At 49.1% G+C, this 19920-nt stretch carries 14 protein-coding genes; 5 read left to right on the top strand and 9 right to left on the bottom strand.

Annotated elements, in window-relative coordinates; translation table 11 throughout:
* Positions 1 to 7: 7 nt before the first annotated feature.
* From NH568_RS14960 to NH568_RS14940, 5 genes are all read right to left on the bottom strand, one after another.
* The gene (locus tag NH568_RS14960) at positions 8 to 955 is read right to left on the bottom strand and encodes an ion transporter (protein ID WP_253048453.1); all 948 of its coding nucleotides are present in this window, start codon (positions 953 to 955) and stop codon (positions 8 to 10) included.
* A 39-nt stretch (positions 956 to 994) separates the two neighbouring features.
* Positions 995 to 3670: a bifunctional acetate--CoA ligase family protein/GNAT family N-acetyltransferase gene (locus NH568_RS14955; RefSeq protein ID WP_253048451.1), complete on the bottom strand. Its 2676-nt coding sequence runs from the start codon at positions 3668 to 3670 to the stop codon at positions 995 to 997.
* Between the two features lie 142 nt (positions 3671 to 3812).
* A complete protein-coding gene (locus NH568_RS14950; RefSeq protein ID WP_253048449.1) occupies positions 3813 to 4538 on the bottom strand; it encodes a hypothetical protein in 726 nt (241 codons plus the stop codon).
* 71 nt (positions 4539 to 4609) lie between these two features.
* Complete coding sequence (locus NH568_RS14945; RefSeq protein ID WP_253048447.1) at positions 4610 to 5128, bottom strand: NUDIX domain-containing protein; 519 nt, start codon at positions 5126 to 5128, stop codon at positions 4610 to 4612.
* Between the two features lie 94 nt (positions 5129 to 5222).
* Positions 5223 to 6275 carry an aldo/keto reductase gene (locus tag NH568_RS14940; protein ID WP_253048445.1) on the bottom strand — a complete coding sequence of 351 codons (1053 nt, stop codon included), beginning with the start codon at positions 6273 to 6275 and terminating at the stop codon, positions 5223 to 5225.
* Between the two features lie 192 nt (positions 6276 to 6467).
* Here NH568_RS14940 and dinB point away from each other — a divergent pair, with 192 nt between their 5' ends.
* From dinB to NH568_RS14925, 3 genes are all read left to right on the top strand, one after another.
* The gene (gene dinB / locus NH568_RS14935; RefSeq protein WP_253048443.1) at positions 6468 to 7538 is read left to right on the top strand and encodes a DNA polymerase IV; all 1071 of its coding nucleotides are present in this window, start codon (positions 6468 to 6470) and stop codon (positions 7536 to 7538) included.
* A 482-nt stretch (positions 7539 to 8020) separates the two neighbouring features.
* Positions 8021 to 9712 carry a carbon starvation protein A gene (locus NH568_RS14930; RefSeq protein WP_138550099.1) on the top strand — a complete coding sequence of 564 codons (1692 nt, stop codon included), beginning with the start codon at positions 8021 to 8023 and terminating at the stop codon, positions 9710 to 9712.
* Between the two features lie 158 nt (positions 9713 to 9870).
* Entirely contained in the window at positions 9871 to 11403 is a 1533-nt protein-coding gene (locus tag NH568_RS14925) for a leucyl aminopeptidase family protein (protein WP_253048441.1), read from the top strand.
* On the opposite strand, the gene NH568_RS14920 is transcribed toward NH568_RS14925, so the two are convergent.
* A complete protein-coding gene (locus tag NH568_RS14920; RefSeq protein ID WP_253048439.1) occupies positions 11400 to 13034 on the bottom strand; it encodes a methyl-accepting chemotaxis protein in 1635 nt (544 codons plus the stop codon). The genes NH568_RS14925 and NH568_RS14920 overlap by 4 nt on opposite strands.
* A gap of 206 nt (positions 13035 to 13240) precedes the next feature.
* Entirely contained in the window at positions 13241 to 15457 is a 2217-nt protein-coding gene (locus NH568_RS14915) for a DPP IV N-terminal domain-containing protein (RefSeq protein ID WP_253048632.1), read from the bottom strand.
* 189 nt (positions 15458 to 15646) lie between these two features.
* Between NH568_RS14915 and NH568_RS14910 the strand changes: the two genes are divergently transcribed.
* Complete coding sequence (locus NH568_RS14910; RefSeq protein ID WP_253048438.1) at positions 15647 to 16051, top strand: HIT family protein; 405 nt, start codon at positions 15647 to 15649, stop codon at positions 16049 to 16051.
* Between the two features lie 24 nt (positions 16052 to 16075).
* On the opposite strand, the gene NH568_RS14905 is transcribed toward NH568_RS14910, so the two are convergent.
* Positions 16076 to 17764 (bottom strand): Zn-dependent hydrolase, encoded by a 1689-nt coding sequence (locus tag NH568_RS14905; protein ID WP_253048619.1) that lies wholly within the window; start codon positions 17762 to 17764, stop codon positions 16076 to 16078.
* 328 nt (positions 17765 to 18092) lie between these two features.
* On the opposite strand from NH568_RS14905, the gene NH568_RS14900 reads away from it, so the two are divergent.
* Entirely contained in the window at positions 18093 to 18932 is an 840-nt protein-coding gene (locus tag NH568_RS14900) for an HDOD domain-containing protein (RefSeq protein ID WP_054015464.1), read from the top strand.
* A gap of 45 nt (positions 18933 to 18977) precedes the next feature.
* Here NH568_RS14900 and rdgC read toward each other — a convergent pair whose 3' ends face one another.
* A complete protein-coding gene (rdgC, locus tag NH568_RS14895) occupies positions 18978 to 19886 on the bottom strand; it encodes a recombination-associated protein RdgC (RefSeq protein WP_253048436.1) in 909 nt (302 codons plus the stop codon).
* Between the last annotated feature and the right edge of the window lie 34 nt (positions 19887 to 19920).

Genomic DNA, 19920 nt, shown 5'->3' with positions numbered 1-19920 from the left:
ATTGCGTCTATAACTTGCCACCACAATGGCGGCAATAGTGGTCGTGCACACGCTGGCTGGTCATTATTTTAATGGCCTGATTTGCTTCTACGGCACTGAGCCCCAGCTCAATTCGCAGGGCTTCCAGGTGCTCTTTTTCTTGTTCATCGACCTTACCGTCGCTCAGAGAGTGCAGAACCGCTTCGTTGAATGCATCCCGACGCTTTCTGAGTTGATCCGCAAAACTTGATGCCAGCAGACCTGTGGGAATAGCGACCATCCCCATACTCAGCAAAGTGATCACACCACCGAAAAAGCGCCCTAATGGCGTAATGGGTACGACGTCACCATAACCTACAGTTGTGAGGGTGGCCATAGCCCACCACATAGCGGCAGGGATAGATCCAAACTTGTCGGGCTGTACATCGTGCTCGATCAGATAAATACCACACGAGGCCACAACCAGCACCAGTGACATAATAAAAAAAGCGGCAAGGAGTGAACTGCTTTCTTCTCTGAATGCAGCCAGCAGTAACTGCATTGCGCGGGAGTAACGGGTAAGTTTAAAGATACGTAGCAACCGGAATACCCGTAAAAAGCGCAGATCAAAAGAGAAGAACACCATTAGCAGGGTAGGAAGAATTGCCAGCAGATCGATAATGGCTAAAGGAGAGAACACATAACGCAGGCGTTTTCTAATATTGCTGCCTGAGATGTGTTTAAATTCGAGCTTATCCACACAACACCATAACCTCAGCAGGTATTCAATGGTAAAAATGGCGACTGAGATCACTTCGATGTAGAAAAATAAACTGTGATAGCGAGTGGCCAGAGCAGGCACGGATTCAAGTACAATGGCTATCACGTTGGCAATGATCAAGGTGATCAGGAATACATCAATTGTATGTCCGGCTTTTCTGAATCGACCACTGGCTTCCAGTAGTCCTGCGGTTTTTTGTCTGAGTGTCAGATCCATAAATGTACTGTTCACCTTGTGATAGTAGGTTGTCTTGTGTTACTGAACTGTCAGTGGCATTTTCATAACAACAGTCCCTTCTTCAAAATCCCTGCTGACAGCGAATCCCAGCTTTTTAGCCAGTCCGATCATACCGGTATTTTCCGGTAGAGTGATCCCTTCAATACATCCCACCCGTTGACGCTTGCAATAGGCAATAGCAGCTTCCATCAGTAACTTACCCAGGCCAAGGCCCTGGCAATCGGAGCGCACCACTACAGCAAACTCTGCAAGTAAGTTGTCTGGGTCCATGAGCACCCGGGAAACGCCCAGAGTGCGCTGGGCACTTTTGTATGGCTCGGTAATGATAAACGCCATTTCACGGTCATAATCTATCTGTGTCATTTTAGCCAATTGTTCGTGGGTAAACTGGGGAAGCTCACCAAAAAATCGACGATATCTGTCTTCTTTACTGAGGGATTGATCGAACTCTTGGTGGTTGCGTTCGTCCTCCGGGCGAATCGGCCTCAGGTGTGCTTCAACCCCGTTCTTCAGAGTAACCGCGCGTTCCCACTCTTTGGGATAAGGTTTGATGGCCAGTCGCTTGCGACCGGGAAGGGGCTCATATCGTTGCAAGTCAATGCTGGCATCCAGAATTAAAAAGTGTCCATCCGTGGCCAGGATTGGGTTGAGTTCCACTGCCTGAATATCCGGCTGATCAACGACCAGCTGTGAGACGCGGGTAAGCAGTGCACAGAGACGATATTTGTCGACTTTCTCTGGTAGCAGGCGCTCTTTCAATACGCCTTTGTCATAGGCCGCGGCTATCAAATATTTGGCCAGATTCATATTCAGTGGGGGCAGAGCGACGGCAGCCTGATTAAAATTGAACCCGGTACCCGCTTCGCCCAGCAAAATAACAGGGCCGACATCCGGTTCGGTTTTGACGGCGATGCGCAGTTCCTGACTACCAGCCCGGGGCGCCATTTTTTGCAACGAGAAACCTTCGATGATGGCATCTGGATAGGCTTGCTTGATACGCAGCAGAATAGCAAATGCACTTTGTTCTACCTCATCTGCATCATTAAGGTTCAGGACCACGCCACCTACTTCAGATTTAGACGGGATGCTTGGACTAATTAGCTTGAGTGCAACCGGGAAGCCGAGTATTTGTGCTTGTTCTTTTGCTTCACTGGGTGTTAACGCAATGTCTGTATCTATGCACTCCATCCCGTAGTGGCAGAGGATTTTACCGGCCTGGTGAGTGGAGAGCTGAGTGAGATCTTGTTTCAGGAAGGCATCTGTCTGTGCTTTGGCATGGGCGCTGTTGATCAGTTCATCCTGGCTGACTGATTCCGGTGTCTGAGTGAGGTGCTTTTGGTTGCGACGATAGCTGATTAAGTGCATAAACGCACCAACCGCCCCTTCCGGTGTGCGGTAGGTTGGGATACCGTGTCGGACACAGACGTCACGGGCTTCATACGCTGCCTCTTCACCCATAAAGTTGGTCATGACAAAAGGACGGGCCATTTTGGGCAAGGTACTGAGGGTTTGGGCAATGATCTCTGCGTAAGCTTCACTGGGGGCGAGCGCTGACGGTGTGTGAATGATCAAAAGGTTTTTAACCTCATCGGCCTTGAGTAAAATTTCAAGTGCCTGCTTGTAGCGGTGGGGAGCAGAATCACCGAAAATATCGATGGGATTCGCGGTGTGGTTGGACTGAGGGATCACGGCATTGAGCGCCGCGATGGTTTTGTCACTGAGCTCCGCGAGCTTGCCACTGCGCTGTAATAAGGTATCCACAGCCATGATACCCGGGCCGCCACCGTTGGTGAGAATGGTCAGATGCTCGATTTGCAACAGTTTAGGATGCAGCGCCAAAGTTTGCGTGGCGGCAAACAACTCCCTCAGATCGGTGACCCTGAGCATGCCCGCGCGCTGAAACATCGCGTCGTACACCGCGTCGTCCGAGGTTGACCCGCCAGTATGGATCATTGCAGCTTGCGCACCTGCCTGAGTACGGCCAGTCTTGGTTGCGATCACGGGTTTACTGAAGGCTGCAGCCCGTGCAGCAGAGATAAAGCGGCGGACGTCTTTGATGTTGTCTATGTACAGTAAGATGGCTTTGGTTTTTGCGTCCCGCCCAAACAAATCGAGCAATTCGTCAAAGTCAATATCCAGACTGTCGCCCAAAGAGATAAAATAAGAAAACCCGATGTGTTTGCTTTTTGCCCAGTCCAGTATGGTTGAGCACACCGCAGCAGATTGGGAGATAAAGGCCAGTTTACCTGCATCAGCGGTGGTGTGAGAAAAGCTGGCATTCAGCCCCAGGTGGGGAACCAGCATTCCCAGGCTGTTAGAGCCAAGCAGGGTGATCTGTTTTTCTCTTGCCAGTGCCTGTACTCGTGCCTTTTGGTCGCTATCCAGCCCGGCTGCGACAATGATGACATTTTTACACCCCCGTTCTGCGAGGTCTGTCAGTACCTGTATAAGAGTGGATTTATTGGTACAGATAACAGCCAGATCCGGTACCTGTGGCAAGTCGGCGATCGTCGGGTAGGCGAGCACTCCCTGAACGGCTGAGTACTTTGGCGTGACGGGCATGATGGGGCCTTTGAAGCCGCCATGCAGCAAGTTGCGCATCACGACGTTACCTGCTCTATCAGGGTTGCTGGAAGCGCCAATCACAGCCACCGAGCGGGGGTTAAAGAACTGATTTATCCGCTTAATGCTCATACTAACTCCTTGACTTGCCTAATGATGGCGGGTTATCTGCTAAATATTAATCGCTTTATGGACAGGTTGCGAGTTAAAGCAGGCATTGTTTTGATCTGAGTGCACTCGCCAACCTAAAATGACGAAACAAGTGCCATCAGGGTTAGCGGTTTTTGTCCAACCATTTCCCCATCGCTGCATCATAGGCATCCGTGATGGCATTTTTGTCGCAGGTGCTGCTCATCGTGAGCCAGTTCTTGGCAAACCCCTCGGGGGGTGGGTTATTGGGATCGCCCTGAACTTCTTTGTAGCACCGGTCTCTCTCGCGATATTCTGTAAAAATTTGGTTTTGAGATTCGACTTGGCGCAGTGTTTGATTTCTGAGATGGTGTGATTTGGGCACACCCAGGCGATGAGGTTGAGGCTGTCCTGTGGGCGCGTCTCCTGCTATTTGCTGGTTGAGCTGCTGCTGTTGCAAACGCAGGCGAGACAGCCCAAGTGCGGGGTCGATGTGTTTGTACGGTTGGTCTTTGTTTGTATTGCCCGACGCCTCGCTCTGTTGCAGCGATTGCGCCGTCTCTGTGGCTTTGTTCTCAGCGACTGATTTGATCGGGCTTACAGCCACTGCTTTGACAGTAGAGGATGGCTCTTTCGGTGCCACTAATTGCTCTGCAGACTCCTCTGCGTCATGTGCGGGTTCCGGTTCTTTAGTATCAGGGTCTGAAGCAACCATTGGCGTGCTTTTTTTTGGTTGTTCGACCACCAGATACGTTTTAATACTTTTGGTAGGGGGGATAGTGGGGACAAACGCAGTGTGCTGAGCAAGTAGCCACAACAAGCCCAGATGGCTGGCAACAGACACAACAATTGCAACGACCCACGAACGCATCACTTTTCCTTAGTGTATTATTTTTATGATTCTGGTTTATATTCAAAACACAGATATGACCTTGTCCTTTGTTAAAAGTTCAGTTGCATCAGCTCAGTTGCAATCATCCGCAGTAGCCGCGTTTCACGCAGTAATGATTGTCCTTGTTTATCGCTGCTGGCCAGCACACGTTCGTTGTGCGCAATTGCCTGAGCAATCTCAACCCATTGTGGTTGCATACCATTACTTACTTCATAGTGCTCCATCTCGGGCTCATCAAATTCACCGCAAATATCACATACGTAGCAATGAGAAATAATATGGACAGTATCATAGTCCGGTTTGTGCCAGCGTTGATACTCTTCGTAAACACCAAAAGGAACCACGTTAGTGACGGTACGGGCACCCGTTTCCTCTTTGACTTCACGTACTAGCGCATCGGTCAGAGATTCACCTTCATCAACACCACCACCAGGCAAAGAGTAGTCGTCATATCTTTGTGTATAGAGTAGCAATATTCGCGACTGACTGGTGATGATTGCTCGTGTTGCCGGGCGGATAAAGCAACTGCCCGGCAAAGGCGTCGCAGGGGTTGGATTAAGAACGCGCATTTTTAAGTCCACAAAAAGCGCCGATTCTAGCACATTTAGAGAAGGCAAACATGCCCAGCAGGCTCAGCCGGGCATGTGTTTGTTCGGGTACGTGTTAATAGGGCAGCGGGTAAGTCTTAAGTACCGTATCAATCTCAGCTAATGCCTCTGGCGGCAGGCTCATATCGAATGCTTTGATATTTTCTTTTAGCTGCGCCATGGTGGTTGCGCCTATGATAGTCGACGTGACGCCATCGACTTGATTACACCAGGCAAGTGCGAGTTGTGCGGCGCTAATTTGATGCTCTTTGGCAATCTCCAGGTAGGCGGCAGTGGCTTCCTGGGCAAACTGGGTATCACGGAAGAGGCCATTGCGCTGGATCAAGGTCCAACGTGAGCCCTCCGGCCTTGCGCCGCCCAGATACTTGCCTGACAATGCACCGCCTGCAATAGGTGACCAGGGCAGGTAAGCAATGTCTTCATGCACGCAGTTCTCAATAATATATGGCCAGTCTTTGGCATGTAGCAGGTTGAATTCGTTTTGAATGGAAACGGGCCGTGGTAGTTGGTGCTGTTGTGCCAACTGCAGGTAAGTGTTGATCCCCCATGGTGTGTCGTTAGACAGTCCCCAGTGGCGAATTTTACCTGCATCGATGCACTGTTTTAGGGCCTTCAAGATCTCAAGCATGTCTGCTTTGTGCTGCTCTGTAGACACATCACTGAAAGTGATCATCCCCGGCCAGTGTTTGGAAAAGTGTGGGGATGTTCTGTTTGGCCAATGCAACTGGTAAACATCTATGTAGTCGGTTTGTAAGCGCTTTAGTGAGGCATCCACAGCCTGCACTATGGCCTCTGCCGAGATAGGCGCACCACCGCGGATCCAGACTAATCCCGAGCCCGCAATTTTGGTTGCGATGACGATATCCTGGCGTTTTTCCGGGTGACGACGCAACCAGTCTCCGATAATTTCCTCGGTTTTACCATAGGTATCAGGCGAGGGAGGAACGGCATACATCTCTGCGGTATCGATAAAATTGATACCCTGTGCAAGTGCATAGTTAATTTGCTCATCGGCGTCGTGCTGATTGTTCTGCACACCCCATGTCATGCTGCCCAGACAGACACGTGACACCTCTAAATTGGAATGACCCAGGCGGCTGTACTTCATAAATGCTCCTTGTGTTGAATAGGTCTGGCGTATCGGCTTAGTAAGCGATAGATACGCAGGCATTGTCTGACCAGTTTAGAGTATTTCCAAATAAAATACAGATCGTATGTGGTGACAAAAAATATTCAATCGTATTGCCATAGTGAGATTCTTTGCACATAATAACTGTATAAATAACCAGTCTTCGAGATCATGCGTAAGTTTATCCATGTTGATATGGACTGCTTTTATGCCGCCGTAGAAATGCGAGACAACCCTGCGCTTGCGGATGTTCCCATTGCGATTGGAGGGAACAGCCATCGTGGTGTGCTGTCGACAGCCAATTATATTGCCCGCCAATATGGGGTGCGCTCAGCTATGTCTAACTATAAGGCCAAACAGTTGTGCCCTGAGCTGGTGATTGTGCCGGGCCGGATGTCAGTTTACAAAGCGGTGTCGGCGCAAATACGAGCAATTTTTGCCCGCTATACCGAGTTGATTGAACCATTGTCCCTGGATGAAGCCTACCTGGATGTAACGGAATGCGCTTTGTATCAGGGAAGCGCCACATTAATTGCTCAGCGGATCCGCAGTGACATTTTTCACGAAACAGGCTTAACCGCCTCTGCCGGGATTGCTCCCATTAAATTCCTGGCCAAAATTGCCAGTGATGAAAACAAACCCAATGGCCAGTATGTGATCACTCCCAATGACGTGGCTGCGTTTATCGATACACTGCCACTGAAAAAAATTCCGGGTGTGGGTAAAGTCACCCATGAAAAACTGCTGGCTATGGGGCTGCAATATGGCCGGGATGTTAAAGCCATGAGTCGCGCACAGATGACGGATCGCTTCGGCAAATTTGGTGATGTACTGTGGCGGCGTTGTCAGGGGATAGACGAGCGCAAAGTAGAAACTGAGCGTGTTCGTAAATCAGTAGGGGTTGAGACCACGTTTGAAAAAGACATTCAAAGCCTGGATGCGCTAAAAGAGATTCTTCGCCAGCGTTTATTACCTGAACTACACCGGCGTTCTGAGCCCTATCGCGGGACGAGAACCTTTAATAAGCTGGGCGTTAAAGTAAAGTTTTATGACTTTTCGCAAACCACCAAAGAATGCCAGTATCATGAGATTGATGAGGGCGTGCTATTCACCTTGCTGGAGCAGGCTGTAGAACGCTTTGGCAGTAAACCGGTCAGGCTGATCGGCATTCAGTTGGGTCTAGGTGAGAGTTCATCCGGCCAGGCCCAATTAGGCCTGTTTGACGTTCCGACCTTAGACTAAAAGATAACTGTGTCACTACTCTGCGATTATACGCCTGTGTGCTAGGGTATTAGCAAACCGATTTAACAGAAACGTCGTTTCGTGGGTTATGGCCCGTTGCCAGATGTGTTTAATCTCACTGGCGAGGCTAAACCTGATGGTGAGACGATAATAATACCAATTTCACTTAATACCTGTTCAATTTGAAGGAGCAAACATGCCGCTAACGGTGTTAAAAATTTCTCATTTAGAACAACTAAATAGCGAAATTTTTGCCTCGCCTATATGGATGTAGTTGCCTCAGCGATAGCAGGACGCGAGAGCGGTGTTATTAACGATATTTTCTCGCCTCAAAATAGAACACTTAATTAAACAAATTGGTATAACTGTGCTTTAGTGACTTTTGTCTGTTGTATGACTGAGCGGGTTGTGTGCTGAGCAATAACGAACAGATATAAAGAGACTATAAATAACAACAACAGGACAACAACAGGGGGAATACAATGCAGTCAATCATGATCGTGCTGTTTGGCATACTGGGTATGCTGTTTGGCTGGTTTGTCTATTCAAAGTTCATCGCCGAAAAAATATTTAAAATGGACGATAAGTTCGTGACACCGGCGCATGAGTTAAACGACGGAGTCGACTATGTACCAACCAACAAAGTCGTACTCTGGGGACACCATTTCACATCTGTAGCCGGGGCGGCGCCTATTGTTGGCCCAGCCATAGCAGTATATTGGGGCTGGGTGCCAGCCGTTTTGTGGGTGGTGTTTGGCACCATCTTTTTTGCTGGTGTGCACGATATGGGTGCCCTTTGGGCCAGTGCCCGTCACAAAGGCAAGTCTATGGGTGCCCTGTCTGAAACTGTGATAGGAAAACGCACCCGGTCATTATTTATGATTGTGGTCTTTTTGGTCCTGTTGATGGTCAATGCGGTATTCGGGGTGGTGATTGCCAACTCTTTTGTTGCCAACCCCAGTGCGGTATTCCCCGCGTGGGCTGCGATTTTAGTAGCACTGGTCATTGGCCAGTTGCTCAAACGCCAGGTGCCGTTGGTGCCCTTGTGTGTGATCGGGGTCGCCATCTTGTATGCTAGTATTTATGTGGGGTCGGGTATGCCGCTGGCACTGCCCAGTGAGTTGTTTGGTCTGGCCGACAAAGCAAACTGGATCATTATCTTGTTTATTTATGCCGCCGTTGCATCTTTATTACCTGTCTGGATGTTGCTGCAGCCGAGAGACTTCATTAATGGCATGCAACTGCTGGTCGGTCTGGTGCTGTTGTATGGTGCGGTGTTTGTGGTGATGCCTGATATTACGGCGCCGGCATTTAATACTCAGACGGCAGTGGATACACCGAGTATTATTCCTTTGTTGTTTGTCACTATCGCTTGTGGAGCCGTATCCGGATTTCATGGAATTGTATCCTCTGGCACCAGTTCCAAACAGCTAGACAAAGAGACGGATGGCCGTTTTGTTGGTTATCTGGGGGCTGTGGGTGAGGGGTCGCTGGCTCTGATCACTTTGGTGGCCGTAAGTGGTGTTATGCTGGCGGTATCGCCTGAAGAGTGGCATGAAATATACAGTCACCTTGGCGCTGGTAGTGTGGGCGCTTTTATTCAGGGGGGCGCGAATCTGATCAGCAATGGCTGGGGATTATCGGTGGAAATCGCTTCGACCCTGCTGGCGGTGATGGTGGTGTTATTTGCGGGTACCACGATGGACTCTGGTGTACGCCTACAGCGTTATATTATTCAGGAATGGGGAGAGATCTACCAACTGAATGCTCTGAAAAATGGCGTACTTGCAACTTTGGTTGCTGTCGGGTGTTGCTTGTTGCTGGCATTTGGTGCCGGTGGGGCATCGGGTAGCGGCGGTATGATTATCTGGCCACTGTTTGGCTCCACCAACCAGATCCTCGCAAGTCTGACTTTACTGGTAATTTCTGTGTATCTGATTAAACTGGGTCGCCCTGCCAAGTTTACCCTGATCCCCATGACTTTTGTGATTCTGATGGCTTTCTTCGCCGGGGTGATCAAGCTGGGTGAATACTATGAACAGGGTAACTGGCTATTGGTTGGCCTCGATATTGTGGTACTTGTTGTCAGTGTACTGGTCATGCTTGAAGCCTGGTCTGTGGTCAGTAAACTCAAGTTACAAAAAGACACTGAGACGACATCGCAGCCCGACTGAATGACAGGAGCAGGGTGGAAAGGTGCTGAGTGTCAGCGCTATTCAACGTGATAGCGCATTATCCTGTGCTTAAGCACCTATTCACCTTGATAGTCTTGGTTCTTGCCAGTAAATAACCGATAATCAGCTCAGGATTAAAATAACCAAGGGCTGATTATATGTCTTTCCCTCTTGCTCTGTCGGTCAATGACTGGCAAATTCAGGACGCCGATGCCGTCATCGTCGTCACTTCCGATGTGTCTGAACTCGCTTTTTCTGAGCTAAATAGCGCCGCGGCACCTTACCTGGCTGTTGATGCACGACTACGCACCAAAGCGAGTGTACTACTGGCTGAAGGTGTGCCTGGCAAGCGCCTTATTGTGTCACCGACAGGCCCTCTTAACCGTGATTATGACGATGTACGTCGCTTTTTTGAGGCGGGCAAAGCGGGTATCCAGGAAGCTAAGGCCTCAGGTGCTGTTAAACCTGTTCTGGTTGTTGCAGGAGTACCCGGTGAAGCTCGATATCAGAATGCGCTTGAAGTGACCTACCTGGGAGCCTGTCAGGCACTGTGGCAGCCTCTTGAGGCACGTGAATACCGTGGCCCTTCCATTGAGCCCGTCGAATCAATCGCGCTGCTGGGAGCAAGTGAAGAACAGTGTCGACAGCTTAATGCCATTGCAGCGGGTCAGTATGCGGCCCGTGATTTGTGTGGTACAGAGCCTGAGCGTATGGCTCCCCCTAAGTTTGCAGATTACTGTGTTGAGCTGTTCAAGGGCACAAGTGTTAGTGTTGAAGTTGTGGCAGATCCTGCGACTATCGATCAGGACTATCCTATGCTGGGTACCGTTGCCCGCGCATCGTATGCGGTAGAGCGTCATCACCCGCGAGTGGTGAAGTTGGTATACACACCAGAAGGAGAGGTAGAGCGTACGCTGATGTTTGTAGGCAAGGGCCTGGTGTATGATACGGGTGGTGCTGATCTCAAAGTCGGTGGCTTTATGGCCGGGATGAGCCGAGATAAAGGTGGTGCGGCTTCTGTGGCGGGCTTTATGAAGTCTGTGGCAGACTTCCAGCCTAAAGGCGTTAAAGTGATTGCCTACCTGGCAGTGGTACGTAACTCAATTGGCTCTGACTGTTTTGTTCCGGATGAGATAATCACCTGCCGTGAAGGGGTTAAAGTACGGATTGGCAATACCGATGCTGAAGGGCGTCTGGCAATGGGTGATCTGCTGAGCGAGCTAAAAGATTTGGCCAAGCATGAGGTGAACCCGGAACTCTTTACCGTAGCAACACTTACTGGCCACGCAGCACGCGCAATGGGTCCATATAGCGCCTATGTTGAAAATGGTCCGGCACGCGCCCAACAGGTATCTCGCCAGCTTGCCGATTTAGGTGATTTGTGGGCTGACTGCGCTGAAGTGTCGCGTAGTCGCCGCGAGGACTACGACTTTGTTCAGCCTCGCACTCTGGCAGATGACGTACTGTCGAGTAACAACGCACCGTCAGCAGTTACTGCCCGTGGTCACCAGTTTCCAATGGCCTTTTTGGCAATTGTTGGCGGTCTGGACAAACATGGCTGTGATGCTGAGCTACCTCTGCCGTATGTTCACATGGACATTGCCGGCAGTGGTGTTGAAGGCGGTGACTGGCAGCATGGTAAGCCGACAGCCGCAACCGTGAGTAGTTTGTTTGCGCGTTACTGCCGCTAAACCTTAAAGCGTTCCACAATCAGGGCAAGCTGATGGCTTGCCTGCTTCAGCTCCTTGCTGGCCTCAGACAAGTGCTGTGTAGTGTCCAGTGAGTGGTGGGTGGCGTCCGACAAATCGCCAATGCGCACATTGACGTCGGCTGCTGCACTGCTTTGCTCCTCCGTTGCTCGGGCTATCAGGCCATTCATGTCCAGGATCACGGTGATCAGCCGCTCAATTTCATTCAGTGCCTGTTCGGCATCATGTACCTGGCTGACCGTATTGTTTGACAGGCGCTGGCTGTTTTGTACTGCATCCACGGCTGCCTGAGCACCTTTTTGTAGCTTCTCTATCATGGCCTGAATTTCATCGGTACTCTGTCCGGTACGACTCGCCAGTGTACGCACTTCATCGGCGACTACCGCAAACCCGCGACCTTGCTCCCCGGCACGTGCGGCCTCAATTGCAGCATTGAGCGCCAGCAGATTAGTTTGCTCTGAAATACCTCGGATCACGTCCAGTACTGAGCCAATATGCTGGCTTTCTTCGGCCAGCGCCTGTGTCACAACGCTGACTTCCTCAATGGTATCAGAGAGCGTACCTATGGCATCAATGGTTGTAGCAATCGTGGCTTTGCCCGTTTCACTGGTATGCATCGCTTCTCCTGCAGCCTGTTCAGCGGCTTCGGCATGCTGGCTTATCTCTTGTATCTGAGCACTCATTTGCTCGACAGCTGTGGCAACCTGACGGCTACTGTCATTCTGCCTTTCTATATACTCCAGGTTGACTTCGCCTGTATTGTCGACCCGGTTAGCAAGGGCTTCTACTTCGGTTGCATTATTGGCAACAGAGGCAATCGAGCTGCGCATTTTTTCGGTATAGGCATTGAAAAAACGCGACAGGTGGGAGATTTCGTCTCGGCCATGTTCATCAAGTTGCTGTGTCAAATCCCCTTCCCCCTGAGAAATATCACGCATCATGTCAGAGGCGGTGCGAATGGGTTGTAAAATGCTATTGCTGATAAAGAAGTTAAGTGCAATGAGCACGACCAGGAGAGCAAGAATATTGAAAAGCATTTGATTGCGCAGCTGCGCAAATTGCACGTCAATACTATCCAGATAAACGCCGGAGCCGATGATCCATTGCCAGGGCGCAAAGCCTTTTACATAGGAGATCTTATCGACCGGGTCGGATTTACCTGGCTTAGGCCATTTATAGGGAACAAAGCCAGCTTCTTGAGCGTCTACAACCGCCACCATTTCCTGAAATAATGCCACACCGTCGGGATCTTTACTGTCTCTGACCGACTGTCCGTTGAGCTGCGGCTTAAAAGGGTGCATCACCATGCGAGGGAAATGATCATTGACCCAGAAATAATTGTTTTCATCGTATCTTAGGTTTTTCAACGCATCCAGTGCAGCGGCTTTGGCGTCATCTTCGCTGAGTATGCCCTGGCGCATGGCCTGATGATAATGGGTAACCAGGCTGTGCGCGGTTTCCACCAGGTTTTTAGTTTTTTCATATTGCTGTTCGCTCAGTGCCTGATATTGCTGTTGCAGATTCATCACACCCAGTGCAGCCAAACCCAGAATGACGACTCCCACCAGCATTGCAAGGCGGCCAAAAATGGTGAACTGTCTCAGAAATGCCATATCTGTGGCTCCTCTTGAAGGCACAAGATTGTGCGCTGAACGGACTTTAATTGTCTATATTGCAATAAAAGTGCAGGTGAAATTTGTTCTAAATCAAGTGAATAATATATTTAGCGAGGAAAGATTTAGGCAATTAGCTATTTGTCGAATACCACAGCTGGATGCAGGAGGGTGGCGTGCGAGCCAACACAGGCCCGCATGTTGAATTATTTCACCTCAAAGTGACGATTAAAGAAATTGGTAATCGTCTGATGTAAATGGGTTTGCACTTTCTTACCGCGCAGACTGTGCTTGGAGCCCGGGTAAGTCATCATCTCAAATGGCTTGGCTTCATCCTGTAACTGTTTGAACAGTTTGGTGGCGTGTGTAAACAGTACATTGTCATCTGCCATACCGTGGTAGATCATCAAAGGTCCCTTGAGGCCGTCAGCATACGGGAAGACGGCACTTTGCTCATAACCTTTAGCATTGGTTTCAGGGTGCCCAAGGTAACGCTCTGTGTAATGTGTATCGTACAGAGCCCAGTCGGTTACCGGTGCACCAGATACGCCGGCTGCGAAGTAGTCGCCAGCTTTGAACATAGTCATCAGCGCCATATAACCACCGTAGCTGTGTCCATAAATACCAATTCGAGCAGGGTCGACATAATCTAGTGTACGTAAAAACTCTACACCACGGATCTGGTCGGCGACTTCCACTTCCCCTAAGTGTTTATAGATAGGGTCTTCAAAGCGCTTACCCCGGTTATACGAGCCTCGGTTGTCTAACTGGAAGACAATGTAACCTTGCTGCACCATGTACTGGAAATACAGATTTTTACTGCGCCAACTGTTGGTAACACGCTGGGCATGTGGGCCCCCGTAGACATTAACGATCACTGGGTACTTTTTGTCTTTTTCCAGGTGCTTTGGTTTAAACAGGCGGTAATGCATCACCTGGCCGTCTTCAGCTTTGAGAGTACCGTACTCGGGCGTCGCCAGATCGTTCAGGAAAGGCGTCAGTGGGTGCAGGTCATCCAGTTTGTTCTGCTCCAGCCAGGTAATGAACTCACCATTGGATTTACGCAGCGATACAGACGCAGGCTGATTCACAGAGGACTTACTGTCGATGAAGGTGCGGTTATCCTCGGCCATCACTACTTTATGGTAGGCGCCGGCTTCAGTGATCCGCTTGATATTGCCCTTCTTGAATAGAGGGACTGAATATAAATGGCTTTCTAATGGGGTGTCTTTACGGCCTGAGAAATACACCAGGCCTTTTTTTTCATCGATGCCCTGTAGCTTATCGATGACCCATTCTCCTTTGGTCAGCTGACGAACCAGCTGGCCACTGGTGCGATACAAATAGAGGTGCTTGTAGCCATCACGCTCCGACGCCCAGACAAAGTGCTTTTTATCTTTAAGAAAGTGCAGGTCAAAATGCAGGTTCAGCCAGGTATCACTGGTTTCTGTCAGGGCAACGCGCTGCTGTTTGTTGCTGGCGTTATAGAATCTGAGTTCCAACTTTTGTTGAGAACGATTTTGCCATTGATAAGATAAGGTTGTGTCATCTTCCAACCATTTTGCGCGTGCGATGTAGATGTCTTTGTCTTTACCAAGGTCGACCCAATCAATTTTTTGGTTGTTCAGTGTCACCACACCCAGATCGATGCGAACATTATCTGTGCCGGTGAAAGGATAGCGCTGGTTAAAAAGCTTAACTTCGTCCGCATAAATCTCATTGCGAATGGCTTCTTGTACCGGGCTTTCATCAATGCGGGTAAAGGCAATCTTGCTTTCATCGCCGGCCCACCAGTAGCCCGTCATCCGTCCCATTTCTTCCTGTGCGACAAACTCAGCCATGCCGTTTTTGATGACGCCGCCCCCATCTTTGCTTAGACGGATCTCTTGACCGGTTGCCAGCTCCAGTGCATACAAGTCTTGTTCACGAATAAAGGAAACATAGTTGCCCTTAGGTGAAAAACGGGCATCGGTTTCAAAGGCCTCGGTATTGGTAAGCTTACGGCTCTTACCTGTGCTTAGTTCGTAATAGTAAAGATCCCCATTGAGTGGGAAAAGCAGTGCTTTACCATCTTTTGACCATTTGTATTCCAGGATCCCGCGACCAAAGATGCGCTGTCGTTCACGGCGTGCTTTTTCTTCATCAGACAATGTTTCTGGGCCCGAGAAAAGTGCCTGAGAATCCACCAGTAGTCGATTGGTGTCAGCTTTAATATTGTATTCCCACAGATCATACCGGTTGTAGTCGTCTACTTTTCCCTGCAGGTAAGTCACCCGCGTACCATCGGGTGAAAACTTCAGTTTAACGGGCGCCTTTCCCGCTAACGTTGGGTCATCAAAGATACGTTCCAGCGTCAGTGGTTGAGCCACAGCCAACTGGCTGGTGGCTAGCAAGCCAGCGGCTAACGCTGCGTAAGATAACAGATTGCGCACAGAGTCACCTTTTTAGTTGTGTTGATTTGGTTTAAGAGCGTTGATGGTAAAGACTGTGTTTCTGGATGGCAATAAAATCCGACAGACGAGGTATAGTGAAGCGAATCCCTTTTATCTGGTCGATTTTGCTGTGGAAGTTCGCTACAGTGAGGCCACAGATCACAGACCCGATAGAATACGATGAGCATTTTTCAACTGGCGCCGGAACTTCAACGTGACTGCATAGAATTAGCAGACTGGCCTTTATGTAAGCTATTGTTATTGAATGATAGTCAATACCCTTGGTTTGTACTGGTACCGCGAGTATCGGGCATGCGAGAGATCATTGACCTGACGACAGAGCAGCAACTGCAGTTTTGGCAGGAATCAGCCAAACTAAGCCGCTTAATTAAAGATGTGTTTAACCCGCATAAATTGAATGTAGCTGCACTGGGCAATATGGTGCCTCAGCTGCACGTGCATCATATTGCGCGTTTTGAGCACGATGCTGCCTGGCCAAAACCGGTATGGGGTGTGTTGCCCGCGGTGCCATACAGCGAACAACAGATTAGCGAAATAAAAAAGGCGCTCGAAGTGAGCGCCTGATCCGGTAGATGTGTGGTGTTAGGACTACAGTCCTAACACTGCTTTGCCTTGCTTAAAAGTCACATCGACCGGAATATTGGCAGCTGCCAGCTTATCGAGATCCGCTTGCAGTTCAGCCTTAATGTCACCATGAGTGGCCAGCAATTGATCGACCTTCTGATAATCACCATCACCCTGCAGGGTCAGGATCAAATTAGATAGTTTTTCCATTGCAGCACCCATTTTGGCCATATCGACCTGATACAGACCATCGGCGTTTTTCGAAAATGCCCCTTCCTGCTTAAAGAAGTTAAAGCGGATCATGTTCGCTTTACCATGGGCGCTGGAGGCACCAAAGCGGACAGAGCGGAAAATACCCGCCATAAAGGTCACATAATAATCTTCCAGTGTTCCTTCGCTGATTTCGCCTTTTTTCAATAGCTGCTCAACCATGTAGAGGCCCAGAATATCGGCTTTGCCTTCTTCCAGTGCACTGGCATGTTCCTGAAGTGACTGACGAACAGTCCCTTTACCAGTAATGGTGTTTTTGATACCCAGACCATGGGCAACTTCATGGAACATCGTATTTGCAAAGAATGCATCGAAGGTAATGTGTTTACGCTGCTCCGGCACTATCAGCTGGTCTGCAATAGGCACCAGGATTTTGTCGAATTTGGCTTGCATGGCATTTTTCAGCTGCAGGCGACGCGTGCCTTTTTGCAACTGTACTTCTTCATCGTTTGGCAAATTGATAGCAATGGTTTTGCTGCCCGCATTAGAGTGGCCGGCGTAGTAAATCACATCGTACGCATTAAGATCGGCATCTGAGCCAGGCACCTCTTGCTTATATTTCGCATCAACCGGTAGCCCTTGTTGCAGTTCGGGCAGGAATGCAGCAAATTTTGCCAGACGTTCGCTCCAGGCCATGTCTTTGACCAAGACATAAGACTCAAATGCTGTGCGATAGCCAAACAGCTGATCTTCGTAAGTTTCGATTGGACCAATCACCACGTCGATGGGGTTATTTTTCATATCCATCCAGGCGAAGTCTGAACTCTGGTAACTGTTGTTGACCAGTGCATCCGCTCTGAGGTTCAGGTATTTGGAAAACTGTTTATCGACTGCTAACTTACTGGCATCGCGTAGTAGCTGAGCCGCAGTATCCAGCTCTGTCTGATAAGCTTCTGAGTAAGCTACGCTATAAAGCTGACCCTGTGCGTCACGTTTGATCAGAGAATACAAACCGGCTTTATCTTTCACATCAGCCTGATTTAACTCGTCTTTGCTGATATCGCTTGGGTAGAATTGAGCACCGGGCGCTTTGTCTGCAAAGCCCTCCAGGAAGACCTTGTCGCCATTAAGACGATCCCAGGGGCCATAGTTAATGTCGGCGAACTGGCGCACTTTCGGATCTTTGATATTTGCCAGAAACTCGGCTTTGTTCATGCCGAAGGCTTGCTGCCAAAACAGATCGTCCATGATTTTCGAGGCTTCGATCAACAGGCCCAGCATTTTTTTCTGGTTATCAGTGAGGTGCGAGAGATCGCTATTGAGCGTAACTTCAGTATAGATATCCAGTCGGGCAGGCGACAAGTCTTTCAGCTGATATCCGGTGTCTGAGTTATTTGCCTGTGGCTGAGCCTCGGTACTTGATGGTTTTTGTGGCTCAGAACATGCACTGAGCATAACGCCACAAGCCAGCATGATGGCTGTGGGTAACATTGCGCGTTTCATCATTTTTCCTTCATTGAGGGTGCGTCGGACTGTCTTCTACGACGCCACAACACTCGAGCATAAGTGGCGCATAGATTGTCCGTATTATTATGTCGGGTGTATACATTACATGAATTCTGCGCAACTTGCTGCCTTCATAATATAAAGTGAGGGAATATTTTATCTCAGGTGAATGGTTGGATGTGTGTCGCATGTCACGAATAATTTTTATACTTTTCTTAACTTACTCTTTAAGTTAGACAATACTAATAGCATGAACAGCACATTGTCTGGCGCAAAAGACAGATGCTGCGCACCAGAGGCCAATAAATTCGAGGATTGAACCAATATGTCTACTGAAAATGCCTTGTTGACGATTTTGATTGATAAAATAAATAACGATACCCTGGTTTTGCCTACCCTGCCCGAAATTGCCGTTCGGGTCCGTCAGGCTGCGGATGACCCGGAAGTTAATCTTATGCAAATGGCAGAGGTGATCTCCCATGATCCAGCGCTGGCTGCACGTATGATTAAAGTCGCGAACAGTGCATTTTTAGGTCGTACTGTGAAGGTGAATACGCTTAATCAGGCGGTCACTCGCATCGGCTTGCGACAGGTAAAGAATGTCGCGACGGCTATGGCGATGGAGCAGTTGTTTGTGTCGCAGAACAAACTGATCAAAACCTACATGGACAAAGCCTGGCAAAAAACCCTGAAAGTGGCCTGTCAGGCAATCACCACAATGGACTTCTATCTGCGGGTAAATAAACATACATCGCTAAACAAAGACACCATCACGTTGGCTTCTTTGGTCTTTAACATTGGGGTGTTGCCTATCCTGACAGAAGCAGAGCACCACCCGGAAGTCTTTGCGAACCCAAGCTTTCTGGCACATGCAATTCAAAAGCTCGGTGGCCGAATTGGTGGTGCTATTATGCGTGAGTGGGGCTTTACTGAAGAGTTTGTTGAGGTGGCTGAAAGTTGGGCCAATCCAAACTATAAACCTGGACATGTATGCTATGTGGACTTTATCCGAGTTGGCGCTATTGTTGAGGGGATATTGCAGGTATCCGACAAAGCGGCGGCATTACATGTTTATGAGGAAAAAGGTGTGCTGGGATCAGTCGACATGTTTTACGACGATGAATATCAGGATATGTTGAACGACATCAAGGCGGCCTTTTCATAGCCGCGATAGTGAGCAGGGCAGGAGGCTGTCGCATCCTGCCTTCTTTTACAGGTCTTCCTGGTCACCCAGGCCCTGGGACAACTCTTCCAGCAGCTCTTTGATTTCTTCAGACACCAAAATAAAGTCGGCGTCTAATTTGACTGCCATATCTTCTTTAGGAATATCCGCATTTTGCTCTTTTAATGTATCGCTGAAGCTTAAGCGCTTGAGGGAGCCATCATTTTGTAGGGTAAACTGAACACGCTCACGCCAGTCCATGCCCAGCTTTGTCACGCGCTTACCGTGTTCCAAATGAAGTTTAATTTCATCACTGGCCAGGTCATGCTGTTTCAGCTTTACTTGTGCGCCATTGTCATCGGCCTCTTGAAGCTCGGCGTCGGAGCCGATCGCAAAGCCCTCAGGTACTGCAAACTGAGTCAGCCAGTCAGTCAGGAACAGATCCAGATCGTAATTGGCGAATGCCGGAACAATGGGCAGAGTACCCAGAGATTTACGTAGCAGGGCCGTCAACTCCTCCGCTTTATTGAAGCTGCCACTGTTGACGATTAACCAGCCGTTTTTCTGGTCAATAAAGGCAAACTGCAAACTGGATTTTTTGAATGCCTGAGGTAACAGTGTCGCAGTGATGTTTTCTTTTATTTCGTCTTTTTCTTTTTTCTTGACCGGGCGATTCTCTTCTTGCTCGATCGATTCGATTTTCTCAGCGACCATCTCATTGATGACGGAAGCCGGCAGTACTTTTTCTTCTCGTTTTGCACAAACCAAAATACAGTGCTGAGAGAAATGACTCAATGTCTGGCCATGTTTGCCCAGTGCTTTGGTCCAGCCAAAAGTGCTCATGTCCTGGCTACCACACGGACGAAATACGTCGTGCTCCAGTGCCGCTTCAAAGTCTTCCTGAGCGTAGGAGACGTCTTGTTTAAATCGGTAACAGATAAGATTGCTAAACCACATAGAACAGGTTCCGAAGAGTAAAATCGACCCGCAT

It is taken from the genome of Pseudoalteromonas sp. XMcav2-N (assembly GCF_024124545.1).
Lineage (GTDB): Bacteria > Pseudomonadota > Gammaproteobacteria > Enterobacterales > Alteromonadaceae > Pseudoalteromonas.
The sequence above is the reverse complement of the archived record's forward strand: the minus strand, read 5'-3'. Positions and strand labels throughout refer to the sequence as shown.